This window comes from Paenibacillus cellulositrophicus (genome assembly GCF_009363095.1).
GTDB classification, from domain to species: Bacteria; Bacillota; Bacilli; order Paenibacillales; family Paenibacillaceae; genus Paenibacillus_AQ; species Paenibacillus_AQ favisporus.
Map to the genome: position 1 here is coordinate 4,751,205 of NZ_CP045295.1, position 17,230 is coordinate 4,768,434.

12 protein-coding genes are annotated in these 17,230 nt (G+C 58.1%); 10 read left to right on the plus strand and 2 right to left on the minus strand.

Annotated features, from left to right (window positions below; all coding sequences use genetic code 11):
• Positions 1–15: 15 nt before the first annotated feature.
• Both GCU45_RS21510 and GCU45_RS21515 read right to left on the minus strand, forming a co-directional pair.
• Positions 16–921: a TIGR01777 family oxidoreductase gene (locus GCU45_RS21510; protein ID WP_152400392.1), complete on the minus strand. Its 906-nt coding sequence runs from the start codon at positions 919–921 to the stop codon at positions 16–18.
• A gap of 203 nt (positions 922–1,124) precedes the next feature.
• Complete coding sequence (locus tag GCU45_RS21515) at positions 1,125–1,595, minus strand: DUF2621 family protein (protein ID WP_152400394.1); 471 nt, start codon at positions 1,593–1,595, stop codon at positions 1,125–1,127.
• A 123-nt stretch (positions 1,596–1,718) separates the two neighbouring features.
• Here GCU45_RS21515 and GCU45_RS21520 point away from each other — a divergent pair, with 123 nt between their 5' ends.
• The 10 genes from GCU45_RS21520 (at position 1,719) to GCU45_RS21565 (ending at position 17,092) form a co-directional block, all read left to right on the plus strand.
• The gene (locus tag GCU45_RS21520) at positions 1,719–2,840 is read left to right on the plus strand and encodes a deoxyribonuclease IV (protein WP_076173461.1); all 1,122 of its coding nucleotides are present in this window, start codon (positions 1,719–1,721) and stop codon (positions 2,838–2,840) included.
• A gap of 70 nt (positions 2,841–2,910) precedes the next feature.
• Complete coding sequence (gene purU / locus GCU45_RS21525; RefSeq protein WP_152400397.1) at positions 2,911–3,810, plus strand: formyltetrahydrofolate deformylase; 900 nt, start codon at positions 2,911–2,913, stop codon at positions 3,808–3,810.
• Between the two features lie 366 nt (positions 3,811–4,176).
• Positions 4,177–6,549 carry a DUF8725 domain-containing protein gene (locus GCU45_RS21530; protein WP_152400399.1) on the plus strand — a complete coding sequence of 791 codons (2,373 nt, stop codon included), beginning with the start codon at positions 4,177–4,179 and terminating at the stop codon, positions 6,547–6,549.
• Positions 6,546–7,475: an ABC transporter ATP-binding protein gene (locus tag GCU45_RS21535; RefSeq protein ID WP_089545525.1), complete on the plus strand. Its 930-nt coding sequence runs from the start codon at positions 6,546–6,548 to the stop codon at positions 7,473–7,475. Before GCU45_RS21530 ends, GCU45_RS21535 begins: the two co-directional genes overlap by 4 nt.
• Positions 7,472–8,407 carry an ABC transporter permease gene (locus GCU45_RS21540; protein ID WP_076173457.1) on the plus strand — a complete coding sequence of 312 codons (936 nt, stop codon included), beginning with the start codon at positions 7,472–7,474 and terminating at the stop codon, positions 8,405–8,407. The genes GCU45_RS21535 and GCU45_RS21540 overlap by 4 nt, the downstream gene beginning before the upstream one ends.
• An 85-nt stretch (positions 8,408–8,492) precedes the next feature.
• Positions 8,493–10,184 (plus strand): DUF8809 domain-containing protein, encoded by a 1,692-nt coding sequence (locus GCU45_RS21545; RefSeq protein WP_152400401.1) that lies wholly within the window; start codon positions 8,493–8,495, stop codon positions 10,182–10,184.
• A gap of 23 nt (positions 10,185–10,207) precedes the next feature.
• Positions 10,208–11,197 carry an AAA family ATPase gene (locus tag GCU45_RS21550; protein WP_152400403.1) on the plus strand — a complete coding sequence of 330 codons (990 nt, stop codon included), beginning with the start codon at positions 10,208–10,210 and terminating at the stop codon, positions 11,195–11,197.
• On the plus strand, positions 11,194–12,129 hold the full coding sequence (locus GCU45_RS21555) for a DUF58 domain-containing protein (RefSeq protein WP_152400405.1): 936 nt from the start codon (positions 11,194–11,196) through the stop codon (positions 12,127–12,129). Before GCU45_RS21550 ends, GCU45_RS21555 begins: the two co-directional genes overlap by 4 nt.
• A gap of 33 nt (positions 12,130–12,162) precedes the next feature.
• The gene (locus tag GCU45_RS21560) at positions 12,163–14,169 is read left to right on the plus strand and encodes a vWA domain-containing protein (RefSeq protein WP_152400407.1); all 2,007 of its coding nucleotides are present in this window, start codon (positions 12,163–12,165) and stop codon (positions 14,167–14,169) included.
• Complete coding sequence (locus tag GCU45_RS21565) at positions 14,153–17,092, plus strand: VWA domain-containing protein (protein ID WP_152400409.1); 2,940 nt, start codon at positions 14,153–14,155, stop codon at positions 17,090–17,092. The genes GCU45_RS21560 and GCU45_RS21565 overlap by 17 nt, the downstream gene beginning before the upstream one ends.
• Positions 17,093–17,230: the final 138 nt, after the last annotated feature.

The window sequence follows — 17,230 nt, forward strand, 5'->3', positions numbered from 1 at the left end:
TCCCTTGTAGAACGTTCAACCCTGCTTGTTGGCAAGGTCGTTCAAAGCCTCCTGAAGGCGGGGATACCGGAATTTAAAGCCCAGCTCAAGCGCCTTGGCCGGAAGAATGCGCTGGCCTTCCAAGATGATCAAGGATTGTTCGCCAAGAACGGCCTTCATCATCACGGCGGGTACCGGAAACCAATGAGGCCGGTGATACGCGCGGCCAACGGCTTGTCCGAATTGATCATTAGTAACCGGTTCAGGTGCCGTTGCGTTCACCGGACCCTCTGCCTCCGGATGCGTCATGCAAAACTCGATCAGCCGGACGATGTCTTCCAGATGAATCCAGGACAGCCACTGCCGGCCGCTGCCGATTTTGCCGCCGACCCCCAGCCTGTAGGGGAGGCGCATGATCGGGAAGGCTCCCCCCTGATTTCCAAGCACGACGCCGATGCGCAGCTTAACGAGCCGTACGCCCTGGATGCTGTCGGCAGCGTCTTCCCACCGGCTGACGACATCCGAAGGAAAATCCATGACACGCTTCGGACTGTTTTCGTCAAAGGTGTCGGTCCATGAGGTGCCGTAGACGGCAATAGCTGAGGCCTGAATGACGACCCCTGGCTTGCTGTGCAGCTCCTCCACGAGCTTGTCGACGGCAGCTACGGTAGTGAGGCGAGAGCGGATAATGCTGTCCTTTGCCTTGGCGGTCCACCGCTGGCTTAATGAAGAACCGGCCAAGTTGACCAGCGCATCCATGCCCTCCATCAATTCAGGATGGCTCGCAATCTCATCCCACGTATACAACACCAGCCTAGGATCGCGTTTATGATCGGGCGGAAGCTTGCGGGTGACAACAGTCACCTCGTGTCCGTTCTTGAGCAAATGCTCCGACAGCGCGCTGCCGATAAAGCCGGTACCTCCGCAAATGGCGACTCTCATCCGATCCTCTCCTCTCCTCCGAAGTTGATTTCATTTTATGATATGTATATAAATAACCCCCGGCAGAGATCAGACTGTCGAAATGAACCCATTTCTTCAATGTGAGCACTCCTGCACGGGGGTGTTCCTTCTATAAAGCGCTATTCTATTTCCCGTTCCCGGGTCTTCGGAAAAGGTCCTGAAAACCCGGTCCCAGCTGCGGATTATTCGTCCATCAAATGCTTGTAAGGCGTATAGTCAATTTGGTTCTTGTTCAGAAAGGCCACCAGGAATTTATTATCCCGTTTTGGCGTTGCTTTGATATATCCTTGGATGCAGTGATCCTGCGTCACTTCCTTGGCTCCGCTCTCCACCGCAATTTTTCCGATTTCGGCTGCAATCGAATGCTTGGCGATATCCCGGAAGGGACCCGGTACCGGCTTCACCAGTTTGTCCAGAAACGCCTTGGATTCGTCCGTCCACAGATGCCGGCTGGTTTCGACCCAGTAATTCTGCCAGTCCAGCTTGGACTTGCCGTCATTCTTCGGCAGCACCTTCAGAAATTTGCGGATCATAAAATATCCGCCGATCACCATGCACACAAGCAAAATGATGGCCCACACAAATATGGAATTCATAAACGTGTTGGACGGCGCCGTTGCAATCAGCAACTTTGTGCCCAGTGAACTATGCATATTTTCACCTCTATAAATCGTTTATCGCAGTTATATTCCATTCTTTAGAATTATAACGCATTTATAGATTTATTTCATTATCCACGATAAAATAAGGGATAATTCGTTTAAGGGGGATAAACCATGCTCAAAATTGGTTCTCACGTGTCCTTTTCGGACAAGGGCCTGTTAACTGCAACCAAAGAAGCGGACACCTATGGATCGAGTTCGTTTATGATATATACGGGCGCACCGCAGAATACGCGGCGTAAGCCCATTGAATCGATGTACATCGAAGAAGGCAAAGCTCAAATGAAAGAGAGCGGTATCGACGAAATCGTCGTTCACGCGCCTTACATTATTAACCTCGGCTCTTATAAGTCGAATACGTTTGAGCTCGCCGTAAACTTTTTGCAGGAGGAAATCCGCCGGACCCATGCCATCGGGGTCAAAAACATCGTGCTGCATCCCGGCGCTTACACCGACATGGATGCCGAATACGGCATTCAGCGCATCGCCGACGGTTTGAATGAAGTGCTTGACGGAACCAACGAGACGGAGGTTCATATCGCACTGGAGACGATGGCCGGCAAAGGCACGGAGATGGGACGCACGTTCGACGAAATCGCCCGCATGATCGACAAGGTGAAGCATAACGAACGCCTGACGATCTGCATGGACACCTGCCACATTCATGACGCAGGTTATGATATCGTGGACGACCTTGATGGCGTGCTGGAAGAGTTCGACCGGATCATCGGTCTGAACCGGATCGGCGTTGTTCATATCAATGACAGCAAAAATCCGCGCGGCGCCGCCAAAGACCGTCATACGCCAATCGGATCCGGCTGGATCGGCTTTGACGCCATCAACCGCGTTGTCCACCACGAGAAGCTGCAAGGGCTCCCGTTCATTCTGGAAACGCCGTGGATCGGCAAGGATGCGAAGACGCAGCGGCCGATGTACGAGGTGGAGATTGCGCTGCTTCGCGGCAATGTCGGCGAACGCTTCGGCTCTGAGTTCCTCGGCCAGGTTGAACAGCTGCATTCCTTCTTTGGCAAACAGGAAGTCGATCCACGCCAATATGTGCTGGACGTGTGGAATGTGCTGAAAACCGACGCCAAGGCGAAGAAAGCCGATCCGCGCGAGCCGATGGAGCGACTGTACGACATGATTATGGAAGCGGGACTGTTCCCTGAGCTCAGCGAGGAGCAGATCAATCTGCGCCTGACCGCCTGGTTTGCGGGTAAAGGGATTTTGGCGTAAGCCGAACGGAATCACAGAGGGGCCATACGGTTCAAGAGAGAGAACACGAGAGAGAGGAATGGATTTACACATGGAATTGCATGTCAAAAAAGAAAACAACACGGGAAGTGCGCACGCCAACCGCGCAAGAATGCTGATTTCGTGTCCGGACGGACCGGGAATCGTGGCGGCGGTATCGCATTTTCTGCATCAGCACGGCGCGAATATCGTCCAATCGGACCAATATACGATGGATCCGGAAGGCGGCATGTTCTTTATGCGCGTTGAATTCGACCTGCCGGAACTGGAGAAGAGGCTGCCGGAGCTGGAAAGCCAATTCAGCGAAGTGGCATCGACCTTCCGGATGGATTGGAAAATGCAGAACGTCAGCCGTAAGAAGAAGCTGGCCATTTTCGTATCCAAGGAAGACCACTGTCTGGTCGAGCTGCTGTGGCAGTGGCAGGCTGGCGACCTGGATGCCGAAATCGCCATGGTGGTCAGCAACCACCCGGATATGAAGGAATATGTGGAATCGTTCGGCATTCCGTACCATCACATTCCGGTGACGGCGGATACGAAGAAGGAAGCGGAGCAGCGCCAGCTTGAAGTCGTGGGCAGTGACATCGACGTGATCATCCTCGCCCGGTATATGCAGATCGTTTCACCGTTCTTTATCGAGCATTACCGCAACCGGATCATCAACATCCACCATTCGTTCCTGCCGGCCTTCGTCGGCGGCAAACCGTATGCCCAAGCCTATCAGCGCGGGGTGAAGATCATCGGGGCGACTGCGCACTACGTGACGGAGGAGCTGGATGGAGGACCGATCATCGAGCAGGACGTTCAGCGGGTCAGCCACCGCGACGATGTCAGCGAGCTGAAGCGGATCGGCCGGACGATCGAGCGTGTCGTACTGGCGCGTGCGGTGAAATGGCATATCGAGGACCGCATTCTGGTGCATGAGAACAAGACGGTCGTTTTTAACGGGTAACCCGCAATAGACAGGCACCCTTGGCGCGAACGATAGCGCAGGCAGCCAGTATCTATGAATCATTGAAAAAATGAATAAAGGCTTTTTGCGTACGAGAAACGGCTCGCTAGTTTTCAGGAGATGTGACGAGGATGCAGGGTTTGACCCCATCGCGTTCGTCAATAGGATGAATGACATAGAGCTATGGGGATCACCGTGCGCATCAAGCTGTAGGTATGTCCGTCCCGCTCTTCATGGAGCGGGATTTTTTTGTCGATTTAGCCCAGTTCGGACAATTTATCCAAAATTATGAAAATATTTTACCAATTTCGCCGCATCCCTATAGTAGAATGACCAAAGAAGCCTGAGAGAAGAGAGGAGACAATCATGCAATCATTTCGACGTTACATAAGGCGGATCGTACTTCCAGTGCTGCTTACCATATGGGTGCTGCTGCTCCTGCCTGGATGGGGCGGCACCGCGCATGCGGAGGATGCCCCTTCCATTTCGCTGAAAACCGAAATCGGCTACAACGGCAACATGAAAATGGGCAGCTGGAATCCCGTCAAATTCACCCTCACCAGCAGCCAGGATATTTCTGGAGATCTGGTTATCCAAATCGACACCGGAATGGCTCCCGCCACTTACGTCCAGCACGTCGAACTGCCGAAGGGTACGGCCAAGGTCGTCGTCATGGGCGTTCCGGGGGACAACTTCACCAAGGATACGAATGAAATCCGCTTTTATAAAAATTCTTTCCAAAAGGGCAAGCGGGTCAGCTTCAGCTCCGGTACGCCTTATTTGAAAGGCATGCCTGTGACGGCCTCCAATGTGGCTGTTCTGTCGGAGGACCCCGACACGATGAATTTTTTAAACGTGCTGCGGAGCAGCGGGTATGACTTGAACGTTCTGCCGCTGAAAGGTACGGATTTGCCCGAGGATCCGATGCTGCTGGACAGCCTTGACGTCATCGTGCTGAACCGTTTTGCCTCGGACACCTTGTCCAAAGGGCAGGCCGCAGCCGTAGAGCAGTGGGTGCGTTCCGGCGGCGAGCTGGTCCTTGCCGGCGGTGCGGCATATCCGAAGTCGGCGGCCGCTTTCGAGCAGATTGCTCCGGTTCAGTATACGGGCACTTACACGGCATCATCCCTTCCGGAGCTCGCCAAGCTGGGCGGCAAGCCGCTGGAGCTGGGCGGTGAGCTCACGCTCTCCGACGCTTCCCCGGTAGAAGGAGGAGAGGTCATGTATCAGGCCGGCGGCAAGCCGCTCATCGCCTCCCGCCAAGTCGAGCAGGGCACCGTGCTGTATGCAGCCTACGATTTGTCGATGGAACCGCTGGCTTCCTGGAGCGGTCATCCGTCGGTGTGGTCGTATCTGCTTCGCGATCACCTGGCGCTGTCCAATCAGCCGAACAACAAATTCAACATGATGCAGAACCAGATGTACAATCTCATCAACGTACTGGATTATTTTCCTTCGCTCAAAATGCCGTCTTTTCCAGTCATGGCCTGGCTGCTCATCGTTTATGCCGTGATTGTGGCGCCGGTGCTGTACTGGATTCTGAAAAAGGCCGACAAGCGCGAATGGGCCTGGTGGATCATTCCGCTCATCGCGGTTATCGCCAGCGGCACTGTCTACATGATCGGAGCGGCCGATAAAACCAAACAGCTCGCCCATACCATCAACATGCTGGAGATGGACGGCAAGGGCAATGCCTCAGAGGTCAGCGCTTCGGCGTTCTTTACGCCCCGGAGCGGGGAGTTCACGATTGATTTTCCGGCACATACCTATCTGACGGTTGATCGGACCAACGGGGCTTTCAGCAGTTCGAACCGTTCGAACAGCTTTGTGGAGGTCGGTGATCAGTCGACCCGATTAACCTTGAGTGATATGCCGCAGTGGTCCCTCGCGAAGGTATGGTCCAATCGCCGGGAGAACCGGAAGGTCGGCCAGTTCGATGTGAAGATCCAGCTGGATGCCAAGGGGAACATCGGAGGGCAGGTGACGAACAACACTTCCTATAATCTGAATCATGCGGTGCTGGCGCTAGGCGGAAGCCTGTTTGAGCTCGGCGACTTCGGCAAAGGGGAAACCAAACCGCTGTCGGCTGCCAGTAAACCGACCGCCGTTAATCCGTACAATATGGCCAACCAAATCTTTGGCAATCTTACCGGAGGCCAGGCGGACGAATTTACGCGGGAACGCGAAATTCTGATGAACACAGTTCCGAACACGGCATGGTATCAGTCAGGCTCCTACGTGATGGCCTGGAGCAAGGATCCGCTGGTCAGCTACACCATGGAGGGCAAGAAGCTGGAAGGCAATCAGCTGAACCTGTGGGCACAGCCCGTTTCCATCGACTGGGCGCAGAACGGAAAGCTCAACATTCCTTTTGGGTTTATTCAGCCGAAGGTTACTCAGATATCGTCACCGGGATGGTATGAAGATCCGAGCGGAACGACCGAAATGGACCAAGGCAGCATCACCTTCGAGTACACGGTGCCTGCGCTGAAGCAGGGTGCCTCTGCCGTGCTGACTCTCCGTGCGAACAACCCCGGAAAGAAAACGCAATACCAGATTTTCAACAATGACAAACAGACTTGGGACCCGGTAACCTGGGATGCCACCAAGCAGTGGAAGGCTGAAAAGAACGTCCAACAATACTTGGCGGGCGGCCGGATTCGTCTGATGCTGACAGCCCAGGAGCATGTCCAGTTGAAACTTCCGGAGATCAGCTTGAAGGGAGCGGAGAAGCCGTGATCGAGATTGAACATTTAACGAAAACTTATGGGAGCTTTCAAGCGTTAAAAGATATTAATATGTACATTCCGCAGGGAACCGTTTTTGGATTCGTCGGTCCGAACGGGGCCGGCAAATCGACGACGATGTCGATCCTGGCCACGCTTATGCTGCCCACTTCGGGCACCGCGCGGGTAGACGGCTTTGAAGTGACCGAAAACCCCAAGGAGGTCCGCAAAAGAATCGGCTACATGCCGGATTTCTTCGGGGTCTATGATCAGCTGAAAACGACGGAGTACCTGCATTTTTACGGAGCCAGCTACAACATCCCGCGCGGGGAGCGGGACAAATTGATTCCCCAGCTGCTGGAGCTCGTCAACCTGAGCGACAAAGCGGACACTTACGTCGACAGCCTGTCCCGGGGGATGAAGCAGCGGCTGTGCCTGGCCAGATGTCTGGTACATGACCCTAAGGTGCTCATTCTCGACGAACCAGCATCCGGGCTCGACCCGCGGGCGCGCATCGAAATGCGCGAAATTTTGAAGGAACTGAAGCTGATGGGCAAAACGATCATCATTTCCTCGCACATCCTGCCCGAGCTGGCGGAAATGGTCGATGAAATCGGCGTCATCGAGCACGGGCAAATGGTCGCCCAAGGCCGGGTGGCCGATATCCAGAATCGTCTTCGCGTTAAAAAAGTGCTGCACATCCGTTCGCTGGACAAGGAAGAAGAACTTGCGGCACGGCTGCGGGACGAACCTTACGTCAGCGGCGTGCTTGCCGACAACACCGGCATCCATGTTCATTTCGGCGGTGGGGATGAGGATCAGGGGGCCCTGCTTCAGAGAATCGTCTCATGGGGTTACCCCGTACTGTCGTTTCACGAGGCGCAGACCAATCTGGAAGACGTATTCCTCGAAATTACGAAAGGAGGGCCCGCGACATGAATTGGACGCGCAAATGGATCAATCCCGTGCTGGATAAGGAATTCCGGCTGCGGATGCGGACCCCCCGGTCGGCGATTTCCCTGATGGTGTATATTTTGGTTCTCGGGCTGATCGCCCTGGGCTTTATTTATGTAAGCATGTACCTCGGGAACGGCGGCGGGCAGACCCGATTCAACTCGGGCATGGGCCAGATCATGTTCTATGTGCTGAGCTTTGCCCAGCTGGTGCTGATCGCATTCATGGCACCGGCGCTGACGGCGGGCGTCATCAGCAGCGAACGGGAAAAGCAGACGCTCAGCATGCTGCTAACCACCCAACAGAGCTCGTCGACGATCATTTTGAGCAAGCTGGTATCCTCGCTCAGCTTTATGGCCTTGATCGTGGTAGCAACGCTGCCGGTATACAGCATCGTATTTATGTATGGCGGCATTTCCCTGAATCAGCTGGTCTCACTGTTCCTGTTCTATCTGTTCATTATGCTGATGCTGGGATCGCTGGGGGTTCTTTTTTCCACGCTGCTGAAGCGGACGATGATCTCCGTGATCGTGACCTATGGCGTTGGTTTGTGCATCTTTTTGCTGACTGGACTGCTGTATCTGTTCGCCCTAAGCTTGGTTCAGAGACAAAATGCACAATCAGTGCTGCAACCGGATTACTCCTGGGTTGGTTATATCCTGGGCTTGAATCCGGCGGCGGCGCTGATCAGCTTATTCGAACCGAGCTTTTCCAAACAGGCTTTCCTCGTCCGGGGAACGACGCTCAACGCGGATGCGCCGATTCAGCTGTGGCAGGAGTTTGTGGTGGTGTACAGCGTGGTCATCATCGTGTCGCTCTGGATCAGCATCCGCCGGATTCGCCCGGTTCGCCGGAGAAGGAAGCAGGCAGAGACAGACGGCACGGATGGCGGAGCAACGATGGAGCCCGTGAAGTAAGTACTGGACGGGATTTAAAAAAAGCAGAACGGGATTATAAGCACACTGGCCGAGTATTTTATCCGTAAAAAAGGAGGTGGAAACCATGGACCCGATCATGCAGGCGATTCACCGGGCCCGCACCCGTCTGCAGGTCTTCAGAATGCTGAGGTATTTGGCATACGGGTTGTCCTTCGGTTTGACGGCGGCGTTGCTTCTCCTGCTCGCCGCCAGGCTGTGGCCGATTCCTTTCTATCAGCTGGCGGCTGCCGGGCTTGCGGTAGCAGGAGCGGCAGCTGGTCTGGCTGCCGGGCTGCTGCACCGCATCCGTGTGAAGGAAGCGGCTGAAGCGATGGATCTCGCCAGCGGCAGCGCGGAGCGAAGCGACATGATGGTGACCGCATTGTCTTTTGCCGGGAACGATTCGGCGGCGGCGCGATGGCAGCGGACCCAGGCGGCCGATTACGGACGCCTGTTTGCGGCACAGATGAAGACAAGGCTGAGAATGCCGAAGTTGACGAAGTGGTGGGCTGGCTGCGGCGGGGGGCTTGCCGTATGCCTTGCTCTGGCGCTGCTGCCAAGCCCGATGGATGACAAGCTTGCCCAGGCGGCGGAGCAGAAGCAGTGGGTTCAGGAGCAGCGAAAGAAAACGGAAGATCTGGTGAAAGAGCTCGAAACGAAGAAACTGGATCTGACGGCGAAAAAACCGCTGGATGACCACCTCAAGACGCTGCAAAAGGAACTGGACGGGACCAAGGATCCGGACCGGGCCCTGGAGCAGCTGGAGAAAACGATGAAGGCGATGGAGCAGACGGCCAAACAGCAGGAAGAGAAGGCGCGGAACCTGTCGGAGCTGGGCCGGAAGATGCAGCAGACGCCCCAGCTGTCTTCCATCGGGAAGAGCCTGGAGCAGAAGGATCAGGCTGCGATGAAAAAAGCGCTGGACCAGATGAAGCAGCAGATCCAGAAGCTGTCGCCGAAAGAGAAGGAGCAGCTGCGGGAGGCTCTGAAGAAGATGGCCGAAGAGGCCGGGAAGAAACAGGACACCAAGGCCCTTCAGGAAGCGCTCAACAAGGCGGAGCAGGCGCTGGCCGGCACGGACTCTTCTAAACTGGACGAAGCCCTGAAGGGGTTGGAGGATGAGCTGGCCAAAGCGATTGCCGCGAGCCAGGCGTCTTCCAGCCAATCCGACGCTGCTTCGGCATTGGCCGCAAGCCTGGCATCGCAGGGGCTCGGCCTGGCTTCGCAAATGACGGCGGCCGGCATGCCCGTATCGGATGCATGGGCCACCGGCGGCGCGGCGGAACAGCTGGCCCTGGCGGATTCGGCCGGGATGGGCGAGCCTTCGGACAGCGGCGGAGGCGATCCATCGGAGCTGATTGACGGGGCGGGCCAAGGTAATAGTCCAGGCCAGGGATCCGGCAGTGGATCCGGCAGTGGATCCGGAAGCGGCTCCGGTTCCGGCGCCGGACAGGGCGGATCCGGACGCGGCGGGGCCGGCCAGGGGCAGGGTCCTGGTGCAGGCCTTGGCCAAGGCGGACGCGAGCTCGTGACGACGCCGCGCGAGTTTGCCGGCAAAGGGAATGTGAAGGCGGACACCGGTCCGATCCAAGGCGGCGGCGGAACGGTCCAGAAAGGCGGCGTCGCTCCGGGAGTCGAGGGGGCGAGCCGACCTTACGAGGAAGTGTACAAACAATATGAGGCCGAGGCCAAAAAGTCGCTGGGGCGCAGCGACCTGCCGCAGCAGATGCAGGGTCTGGTCGAGGAATATTTTACGGGAATCAATCCGAATCCCTGATCCACTATTGAGGAGGAAGGTTAATGCTGGATACGCAAATTCAACCGGAAGCTTGGAAGGAGACGATATCCCGGGTACGGGGGCAGATCGCCGAGGTGATCGTGGGCCAGCAGGAGGTCGTCGAGCAGATGCTGTGGTGCATCTTTGCGGGAGGCCACGCCCTTCTGGAGGGCATTCCCGGTCTGGGCAAGACGATGCTGGTCCGCACGATTGCCGATACGCTCGACTTGTCGTTCTCGCGCATCCAGTTTACGCCGGATTTGATGCCAAGCGACATTACAGGCACGCAGGTCATCTCTTTCGGCCGTCAGGGGGAGACTTCGATGTCCTTTCAGCGCGGGCCGCTCTTCAGCAGCATCGTGCTGGCGGACGAAATCAACCGGGCGACCCCGAAAACGCAGAGCGCTTTGCTCGAGGCGATGCAGGAGAAAACGGTGACGGTTGGCAGCGAGACGCACGTTCTGCCGAAACCGTTCTTCGTCCTGGCGACGCAAAACCCGCTTGAAAACGAAGGGACCTATCCGCTACCGGAAGCCCAGCTGGACCGGTTCCTGCTCAAAATTCTCGTGCCGTATCCGGGAAGCGAGGAGCTGAAGGAAATCGTCCGGCGGACAACGACGAACCGCCAGCCGGAGGTGCGGAAGCAAGCTGGTGCCGCTGAGCTGCTGGAAATCCAGCAGGGAGCCAGGGAAGTGCTGGTCGCCGATGAAGTGCTGGATTATGCGGCCAGGCTGCTGATGATGACCCATCCGGAAGAGGCGTCGGCGCCGGAGGGCGTCAAGAAGTACGTGCGCTTCGGTTCGGGGCCGCGCGGCATCCAGTCGATCATTTCGGCGGGGAAGGTCCGGGCGGTCTGCCAAGGCAGGATGCACCTGTCCACCGGCGATATCCATGCCGTCGCGGTGCCGGCACTGCGGCACCGGATATTTTTGAACTTTGAAGGCCAGGCCATGGGAGTTACGACAGACCAGGTGATCCGCGAGATGCTCGAGCGGGCGGAGGCGCAGGGATGAGCGCGGAATACCTGCTGCCCCCGGACTGGATGGTCCGGCTGGAGCGGATGAGCCTTGGCTCTGCGAAGCGTGTGGCCGGTACCCTGCAGGGCAAGCGGCGCTCCAGCCGGCTCGGCTCTTCTCTCGAATTCGCCGATTACCGGCCTTACGCTCCCGGGGATGACATCCGCCGGTTCGACTGGGGCGTGTATGCGCGGACAGGCAAGCCGTTCGTCCGGCAGTTTATGGACGAGCAGGAGCTGATGGTCAGCCTGTACGTGGACTGCTCGGCATCGATGGATTTTGCAGGCGGGACCCGGGGACGGGAGGGGAATGGGAATGAAGCGATTCCCTCCAAGCTGCGGTATGCAAAGCAGCTGGCCGCCAGCATCGGATATGTTGCGCTGTGCTCTTACGAACGGCTGCAGGCCTGCTGCTTCAGCGGCCAGATCGACGCCCGCCTGCCCGTGCTCCGCGGGCGCGGGGCGGCCCACCGGCTGTTTCGGTTTTTTCAGGACGCGGCCCCCGGAGAAGAAGGAAGCCTGGCGGCCGCCTTCGGCGCACCAGGAGCGATGCCCAGACTGCCGGGGATGACCTGGATCTTCTCGGACTTTTGGCTGGATGAACGGGAGGAGGATCTCGGGCTGATGCTGAGCCGCCTAAGAGGGGCGGGGCAGGAAGTCGTACTCGTTCAGGTGCTAGCCCCGGAGGAAATCGACCCGGCCTACAGCGGCGACTTAAGACTGATCGACAGCGAGCTGGGTACCGGGAAGGATATCGCCTTCACCGGCAAAGTGTTACGGGCCTACCAGGACGAGCTTGAACGGTATCAGGAATACCTGATGAAGCTGGCTGCAGATCGCGGCATGACCTTCATCCGGGTTTCGACAGATATGAGCCTGCAAAAGGCGGTGTTTGGCGTAATGGCGGAGGCAGGTCTCGTCATCGCCTGACGAGCTTGGCGTACAGAGAAAGGGGGAAGCATTGTGGGAATCGGTTCATGGGCAGGGCTGTGGTTTGCGCTCAGCATACCGGCGATTCTGCTGATGTATTTGCTCAAACGCAAGTTTATAGACACCACCGTGCCCAGCCACCTGCTGTGGGACCGGGTGCTGAAAAATATCGAAGCCAACCGCCCATGGCAGAAGCTGCAAAATCGCCTGCTGCTGTGGCTGCAGCTGCTTGCCGCTGCGCTGCTCGTTTTTGCCCTGCTGCAGCCTTATCTGTGGGTATCCGGAAATAGCGGGGGGCATATCGTCTTCGTTGCCGATACATCCGGGAGCATGGGTGCAATAGCGGCGCCGCCAGCCGGCAATGCAGAACAGTCTTCCCAGGACCCGCAGGAGACGCGGATCGAACGAATGAAATCCGAGATGAAGCAGTACGTGAAGAAGCATGCCCGCGGCAGCGAGGTTACCCTGCTCAGCATGAAATCCGAGCCCGACGTGATCATTTCCCGGGAAAAGGATGCGAAGCGCATTCAGGATGCGATCGACGGTCTCACGCCTTACTACGGTCAGGCGGCGTATAATGAGACGCTTTCGCTGGCCTCTGCGCTTACGCGGGAGGAGCAGAACGCGGAGGTTGTTCTTTTTACGGACGGCGAATGGAAGGGCGCCAGCGACCAGGTGACGTTTGAAGTTCCTGCACACACAGTCCTGGTTGGAAACGGTCCGGTGAAAAATGCCGGCATCCAGCAGTTTGGCATTCAGCAGGGCAAGGAAGGTAATGATGCGGTGGCAGTGCTCGGCTCGAGCGGGACATGGGATGCGCGGGTCGATGTACGCATTTATGGGGACAACAAGCTGCTGCGTACCGATTCGGCCGATCTTACCCGGCACAGCGCCACGCTGGTTCTGCAGTCTCTGCCGCCGGCTGACGTGTACCGGATTGAGCTGGATGGCGATGACGGATATGCCGCGGACAACGCAGCTTACGCTTTTGGGAAAAGCAGCCGGGAGCCGAGCATTCTGCTGCTGACGCCGGGCAATCTGTTTCTGGAAAAGGCGCTGCAGCTGACCGGAGCGCAGGTGACCCGGATGACAACGGAAGAGGTGGCATCCAGCAATTCCGCGAAAACGGCGGATTCAGGGAACGCTGCGTCTGTTCCACAGGTTCCCAAGGATCCGCCGGATTTGATCGTTGTAGACGGGCAGGCGCCTGATTTTACGAAGGAAGGTTCCTGGAAGCAGCTGCTTGAAGAGACCCCGCTGTGGTCGATCGGCGGCAGCGGTCCGGAAGTCAAGGTGAACGGTCAGGAGCCTAAAGTATCCGATCATCCGGTGAATCGGTACATCACGCTGAAAGGCCTCTACGTGGGCGAGCTGCACAAGGAACCGCTGCCGGCCTGGGCCGAGCCGCTGGTGACAATCGGTGGTACGCCTGCGGTATATGCGGGCAAGGAAGCGGGACATCCGCGGCTGTCGTTTTTGTTCCGGCTGCAGGACACGGATCTGCCGCTGTCGGCGGAATTTCCGATCCTCGTCCATAACGCGGTTTCTTGGCTGAACGAAGGCGAAGGTATGGGCCTCGGCAGGGTAACAGCCGGATCGGGCATGGAGGTGCCGATCGCAGCGGATGCGGAGCAAGCGGAATGGAAGGTGCAGCATACCGGGGTGCCTGGTGCGGGAGCGTCGGTTCCAGAGGTGCAAAAACGGGAGCGGGCGATATCCTCCCTGCAGATGGCGCCGCAAGTACCCGGATTGTATGCTTTTGAAGAGCGAAACAGTCAGGGGAACACCACCAGCTATCTGGTGGAGGCGACTGCCGATCCTTTTGAGGGGACCTTTGCCTCCTCTAAACCGGTTGTTTTGAAATCGGGCCAAGACGATACAGGCAGGGCTGAGGCAGGTGCCGGAGAACAGGCAGGGAATCCGGGAACGGATGGAAAAATCGGTCAAAGCCGCTACTCGCTCATGTGGCTGGCCGCCGCCGTCGTACTGCTGATGATCGTGACCGAATGGGGGGTGTACCAGCGTGGGCGTTCAATTTAATCACCCTTGGCTGCTGCTCTTGCTCCTTCCGCTGGCGCTTCTGATGGTGTATGCGTACAAATCGGACTTTCGCCTGGCCGGCCGCCGCAAAACCTGGGCGATCGCCATCCGTTCCGTGATCCTGCTGCTGCTCGTGCTGATGCTGTCCGGATTGCAATCTTATACTGTATTGCACCAAAAGAAGGTCGTATATGTCGTTGACCGCTCGATGAGCATGACGGACACGGAAAGCGCCGAAGCGTTTATTGGACAATCGGCCAAAGGCAAGGAAGCGAAGGACACCATCGCGGTGGTATCCACAGGTCTGGACGCGGCTGTTGAGCAAAAAGAGACCCATGAGCTCCCGGGCTCCCTTCGGCTGAATGCGGACCTGAAGCGGGAGTACACGAATCTGGAAGCCGGCATGATGCTCTCCGGGAGCATGCTGGACAGCCGCTCGGATTCCCGGATCGTCCTGATCACCGACGGGGAGGAGAATGTCGGCAGCATGCTGTCGGCCGGACGGCTGTTGAAGGACCAGGGCATCCCGGTTGACGTGCTGGAGATGCCTTCGTCCGAACAGCAGGACGTCTCCGTGGAGGAAGTCAAAGTCCCGGAAAAGCTCTACCAAGCAGAGTCCTATTATATTGAAGTGCTGGTGCGGAGCACCTATAAAGGCAAGGGTGAGCTCCGACTGTATGAAGACAACGCCGAGATCGGCCGCGAGTCGGTGGACGTGACCCCTGGAGACAACCGATACGCCGTGAAGGGGCTGGCGAAAAAAACGGGGCTTCACCGCTACCGTGCCGAAATTTTCATGGACGGCGACCGCCAGTCGGCCAACAATGCGGGATATGCCTTTACCCGGGTGGAAGGTCCGCCCAAGGTGCTGATCGTGGAAGGCGAGAAGGGAAACGCGGCCAATCTTGCGTCGGCTCTCTCATCGGGCCTGGTTCAGTATGAGCGGATCGATCCGAGTGTTCTGCCGCTGGAGCCGGCGAAATATGCTGCGTACGACTCCATCATTTTTAACAACGTTTCCGGTGACCAGGTGGGCGAGCGGCGGATGGCAATGATCGAACAGGCGGTCCGAACTTACGGGGTCGGCTTTATGATGGCCGGTGGCGAGGACAGTTACGGCATGGGCGGCTATTTCAAGACGCCGATTGAAAAGCTGCTCCCCGTCTCCATGGAGCTGGAGGGCAAGCGGGAGATCCCGTCCCTCGGTCTGATCCTGGTCATTGACCGTTCGGGCAGCATGAGCGGGGACAAAATGGAGCTCGCCAAGGAAGCGGCGATCCGTACGGTGGAAATGCTGAGATCCAAGGATACGGTCGGCGTGCTCGCCTTTGATTCCCAGCCGTGGTGGGTCGTGACCCCTCAGCCCCTGGCGAACGGCAAGGAGGATGTCATCTCACAAATCCAATCCATCCAAAGCGAGGGCGGTACCGATATTTACCCGGCCGCCGCGTCCGCCGTGGAGGAGATGCTGAAGGTCAAGGCCCAGCGGAAGCATATCATCCTGATGACCGACGGACAGTCGGCCGGAAACGGCGGATACAGCGATTTGATCGAGCAAATGAAAGGCGGCAAAATCACGATGTCCACGGTTGCGGTCGGAATGGACGCGGACGTCAATCTGCTGCAGTCGCTGGCGGATGAGGCCAAGGGCCGATACTACTTTGTGGATGACGCTTCGTCGATACCGTCGATTTTCAGTCGCGAAGCCGCGATGATGTCCAAGTCCTACATCGTGGACAAGCCGTTTGTGCCGGCACTGCAAAACGGCGGGGACTGGACGTCTTTGTTCGAAAATGGCGTGCCGCAAGTTTACGGCTATGTCGCCACGACGCCGAAGCAGGGGGCGCAGACGGTGCTGACCAGTCCGGAGCCCGACCCGCTGCTGGCGAGGTGGCAGTACGGATCCGGCCGAACCGTCGCCTGGACAAGCGACCTGATGGGCAAATGGTCGAAGGACTGGGTAGCTTGGCCCGCCTTCTCCAATATCGTGACCCAGATGGTGAAGTGGACCTTCCCGCAGTTTACGGCTTCCCCGTATGAGGTAAGCACACAGATCGAGGGGAACCGGGTCCGTTTTGAAGTCAAAGCGGATACGGCGGGCGTGGATCAACTGCAGGCGGTCATTACCGGGGAAGATCTGCAGGAGCATAAGGTGGATCTGGTTCAGGAGGCGCCGGGAAGCTATACCGGAGAGCTGCCGGTGGACCAGTCCGGTTCGTATCTGATGACGCTGCTCGATGGCAGCGGCAAGCCGGCTGCGCCCGGCACCGGACTGGTCGTCCCTTACTCTCCGGAATACCGGATTGCGGACGGGAATGCGGATCAGGGGCTTCAGCGATTGGCTGAGCTGACCGGCGGCCGGATGCTGTCGATGGACCATCCGGAGCAGGTATTTGCCGCCAAAGCCAAGCCGAGCCGCCAGCTCCATGATTGGAGCTATGCGCTGCTGGCGGCGGCCCTGGTGCTGTGGGTGGCGGACATTGCCGTCCGCCGCCTGGCGCTCCCATGGGGCGCCATCGCTGCGCGGGCCGCCGCCATCCTGCGGCGGCGGCAAGCACCGGCCGGCGGGGCGGAGGCCCCGGACGCCGGCCTGGGCCGGTTGGCGGCGCGCAAGCAGCGCACCGCCGCCTTCTACGGCGGCCGCTCTGCCGGGCCGCCGGCACCGGCGCCGCAGGCGCGCGCGGAGCGCGGCGCGGCCGGCGCCAGCGGGCGCAGCCCGCAGGAAGCCGGAGCGGAGCGTCCGGCTTCGGGGGCGTCCCGCCCGGCGGCTTCGCCTTCGCCGCCGCGCGGGGCGCCAACAGCCCGGCCGCCGGAGGCCGGGCCGGGCAAGGAAGCTGCGGCGCAAAGCCCGCCGCAGCCGGAGGAAGAGCGGTCCGCAGCGATGGACCGCCTGCTGGCCGCGCGTAAGCGGAACTCGCGCTAGGGCGCGGACCACGCCAAATTTACTCAAACCAAAGAACCCCTTGGAGGCCGGAGGGCTGAAGCCCGCCAGTGAATGCCATTCCAAGGGGTTCTTTTTCATATGAATTTTTAATTACAATATGTGAATTTTCAATTATAA

Bases quoted from the DNA above. Each gene is read 5' to 3' on its own strand.
- GCU45_RS21510 (WP_152400392.1), bottom strand. From the start codon at position 921: ATGAGAGTCGCCATTTGCGGAGGTACCGGCTTTATCGGCAGCGCGCTG.
- GCU45_RS21515 (WP_152400394.1), bottom strand. From the start codon at position 1,595: ATGCATAGTTCACTGGGCACAAAGTTGCTGATTGCAACGGCGCCGTCC.
- GCU45_RS21520 (WP_076173461.1), top strand. From the start codon at position 1,719: ATGCTCAAAATTGGTTCTCACGTGTCCTTTTCGGACAAGGGCCTGTTA.
- purU (WP_152400397.1), top strand. From the start codon at position 2,911: ATGGAATTGCATGTCAAAAAAGAAAACAACACGGGAAGTGCGCACGCC.
- GCU45_RS21530 (WP_152400399.1), top strand. From the start codon at position 4,177: ATGCAATCATTTCGACGTTACATAAGGCGGATCGTACTTCCAGTGCTG.
- GCU45_RS21540 (WP_076173457.1), top strand. From the start codon at position 7,472: ATGAATTGGACGCGCAAATGGATCAATCCCGTGCTGGATAAGGAATTC.
- GCU45_RS21545 (WP_152400401.1), top strand. From the start codon at position 8,493: ATGGACCCGATCATGCAGGCGATTCACCGGGCCCGCACCCGTCTGCAG.
- GCU45_RS21550 (WP_152400403.1), top strand. From the start codon at position 10,208: ATGCTGGATACGCAAATTCAACCGGAAGCTTGGAAGGAGACGATATCC.
- GCU45_RS21555 (WP_152400405.1), top strand. From the start codon at position 11,194: ATGAGCGCGGAATACCTGCTGCCCCCGGACTGGATGGTCCGGCTGGAG.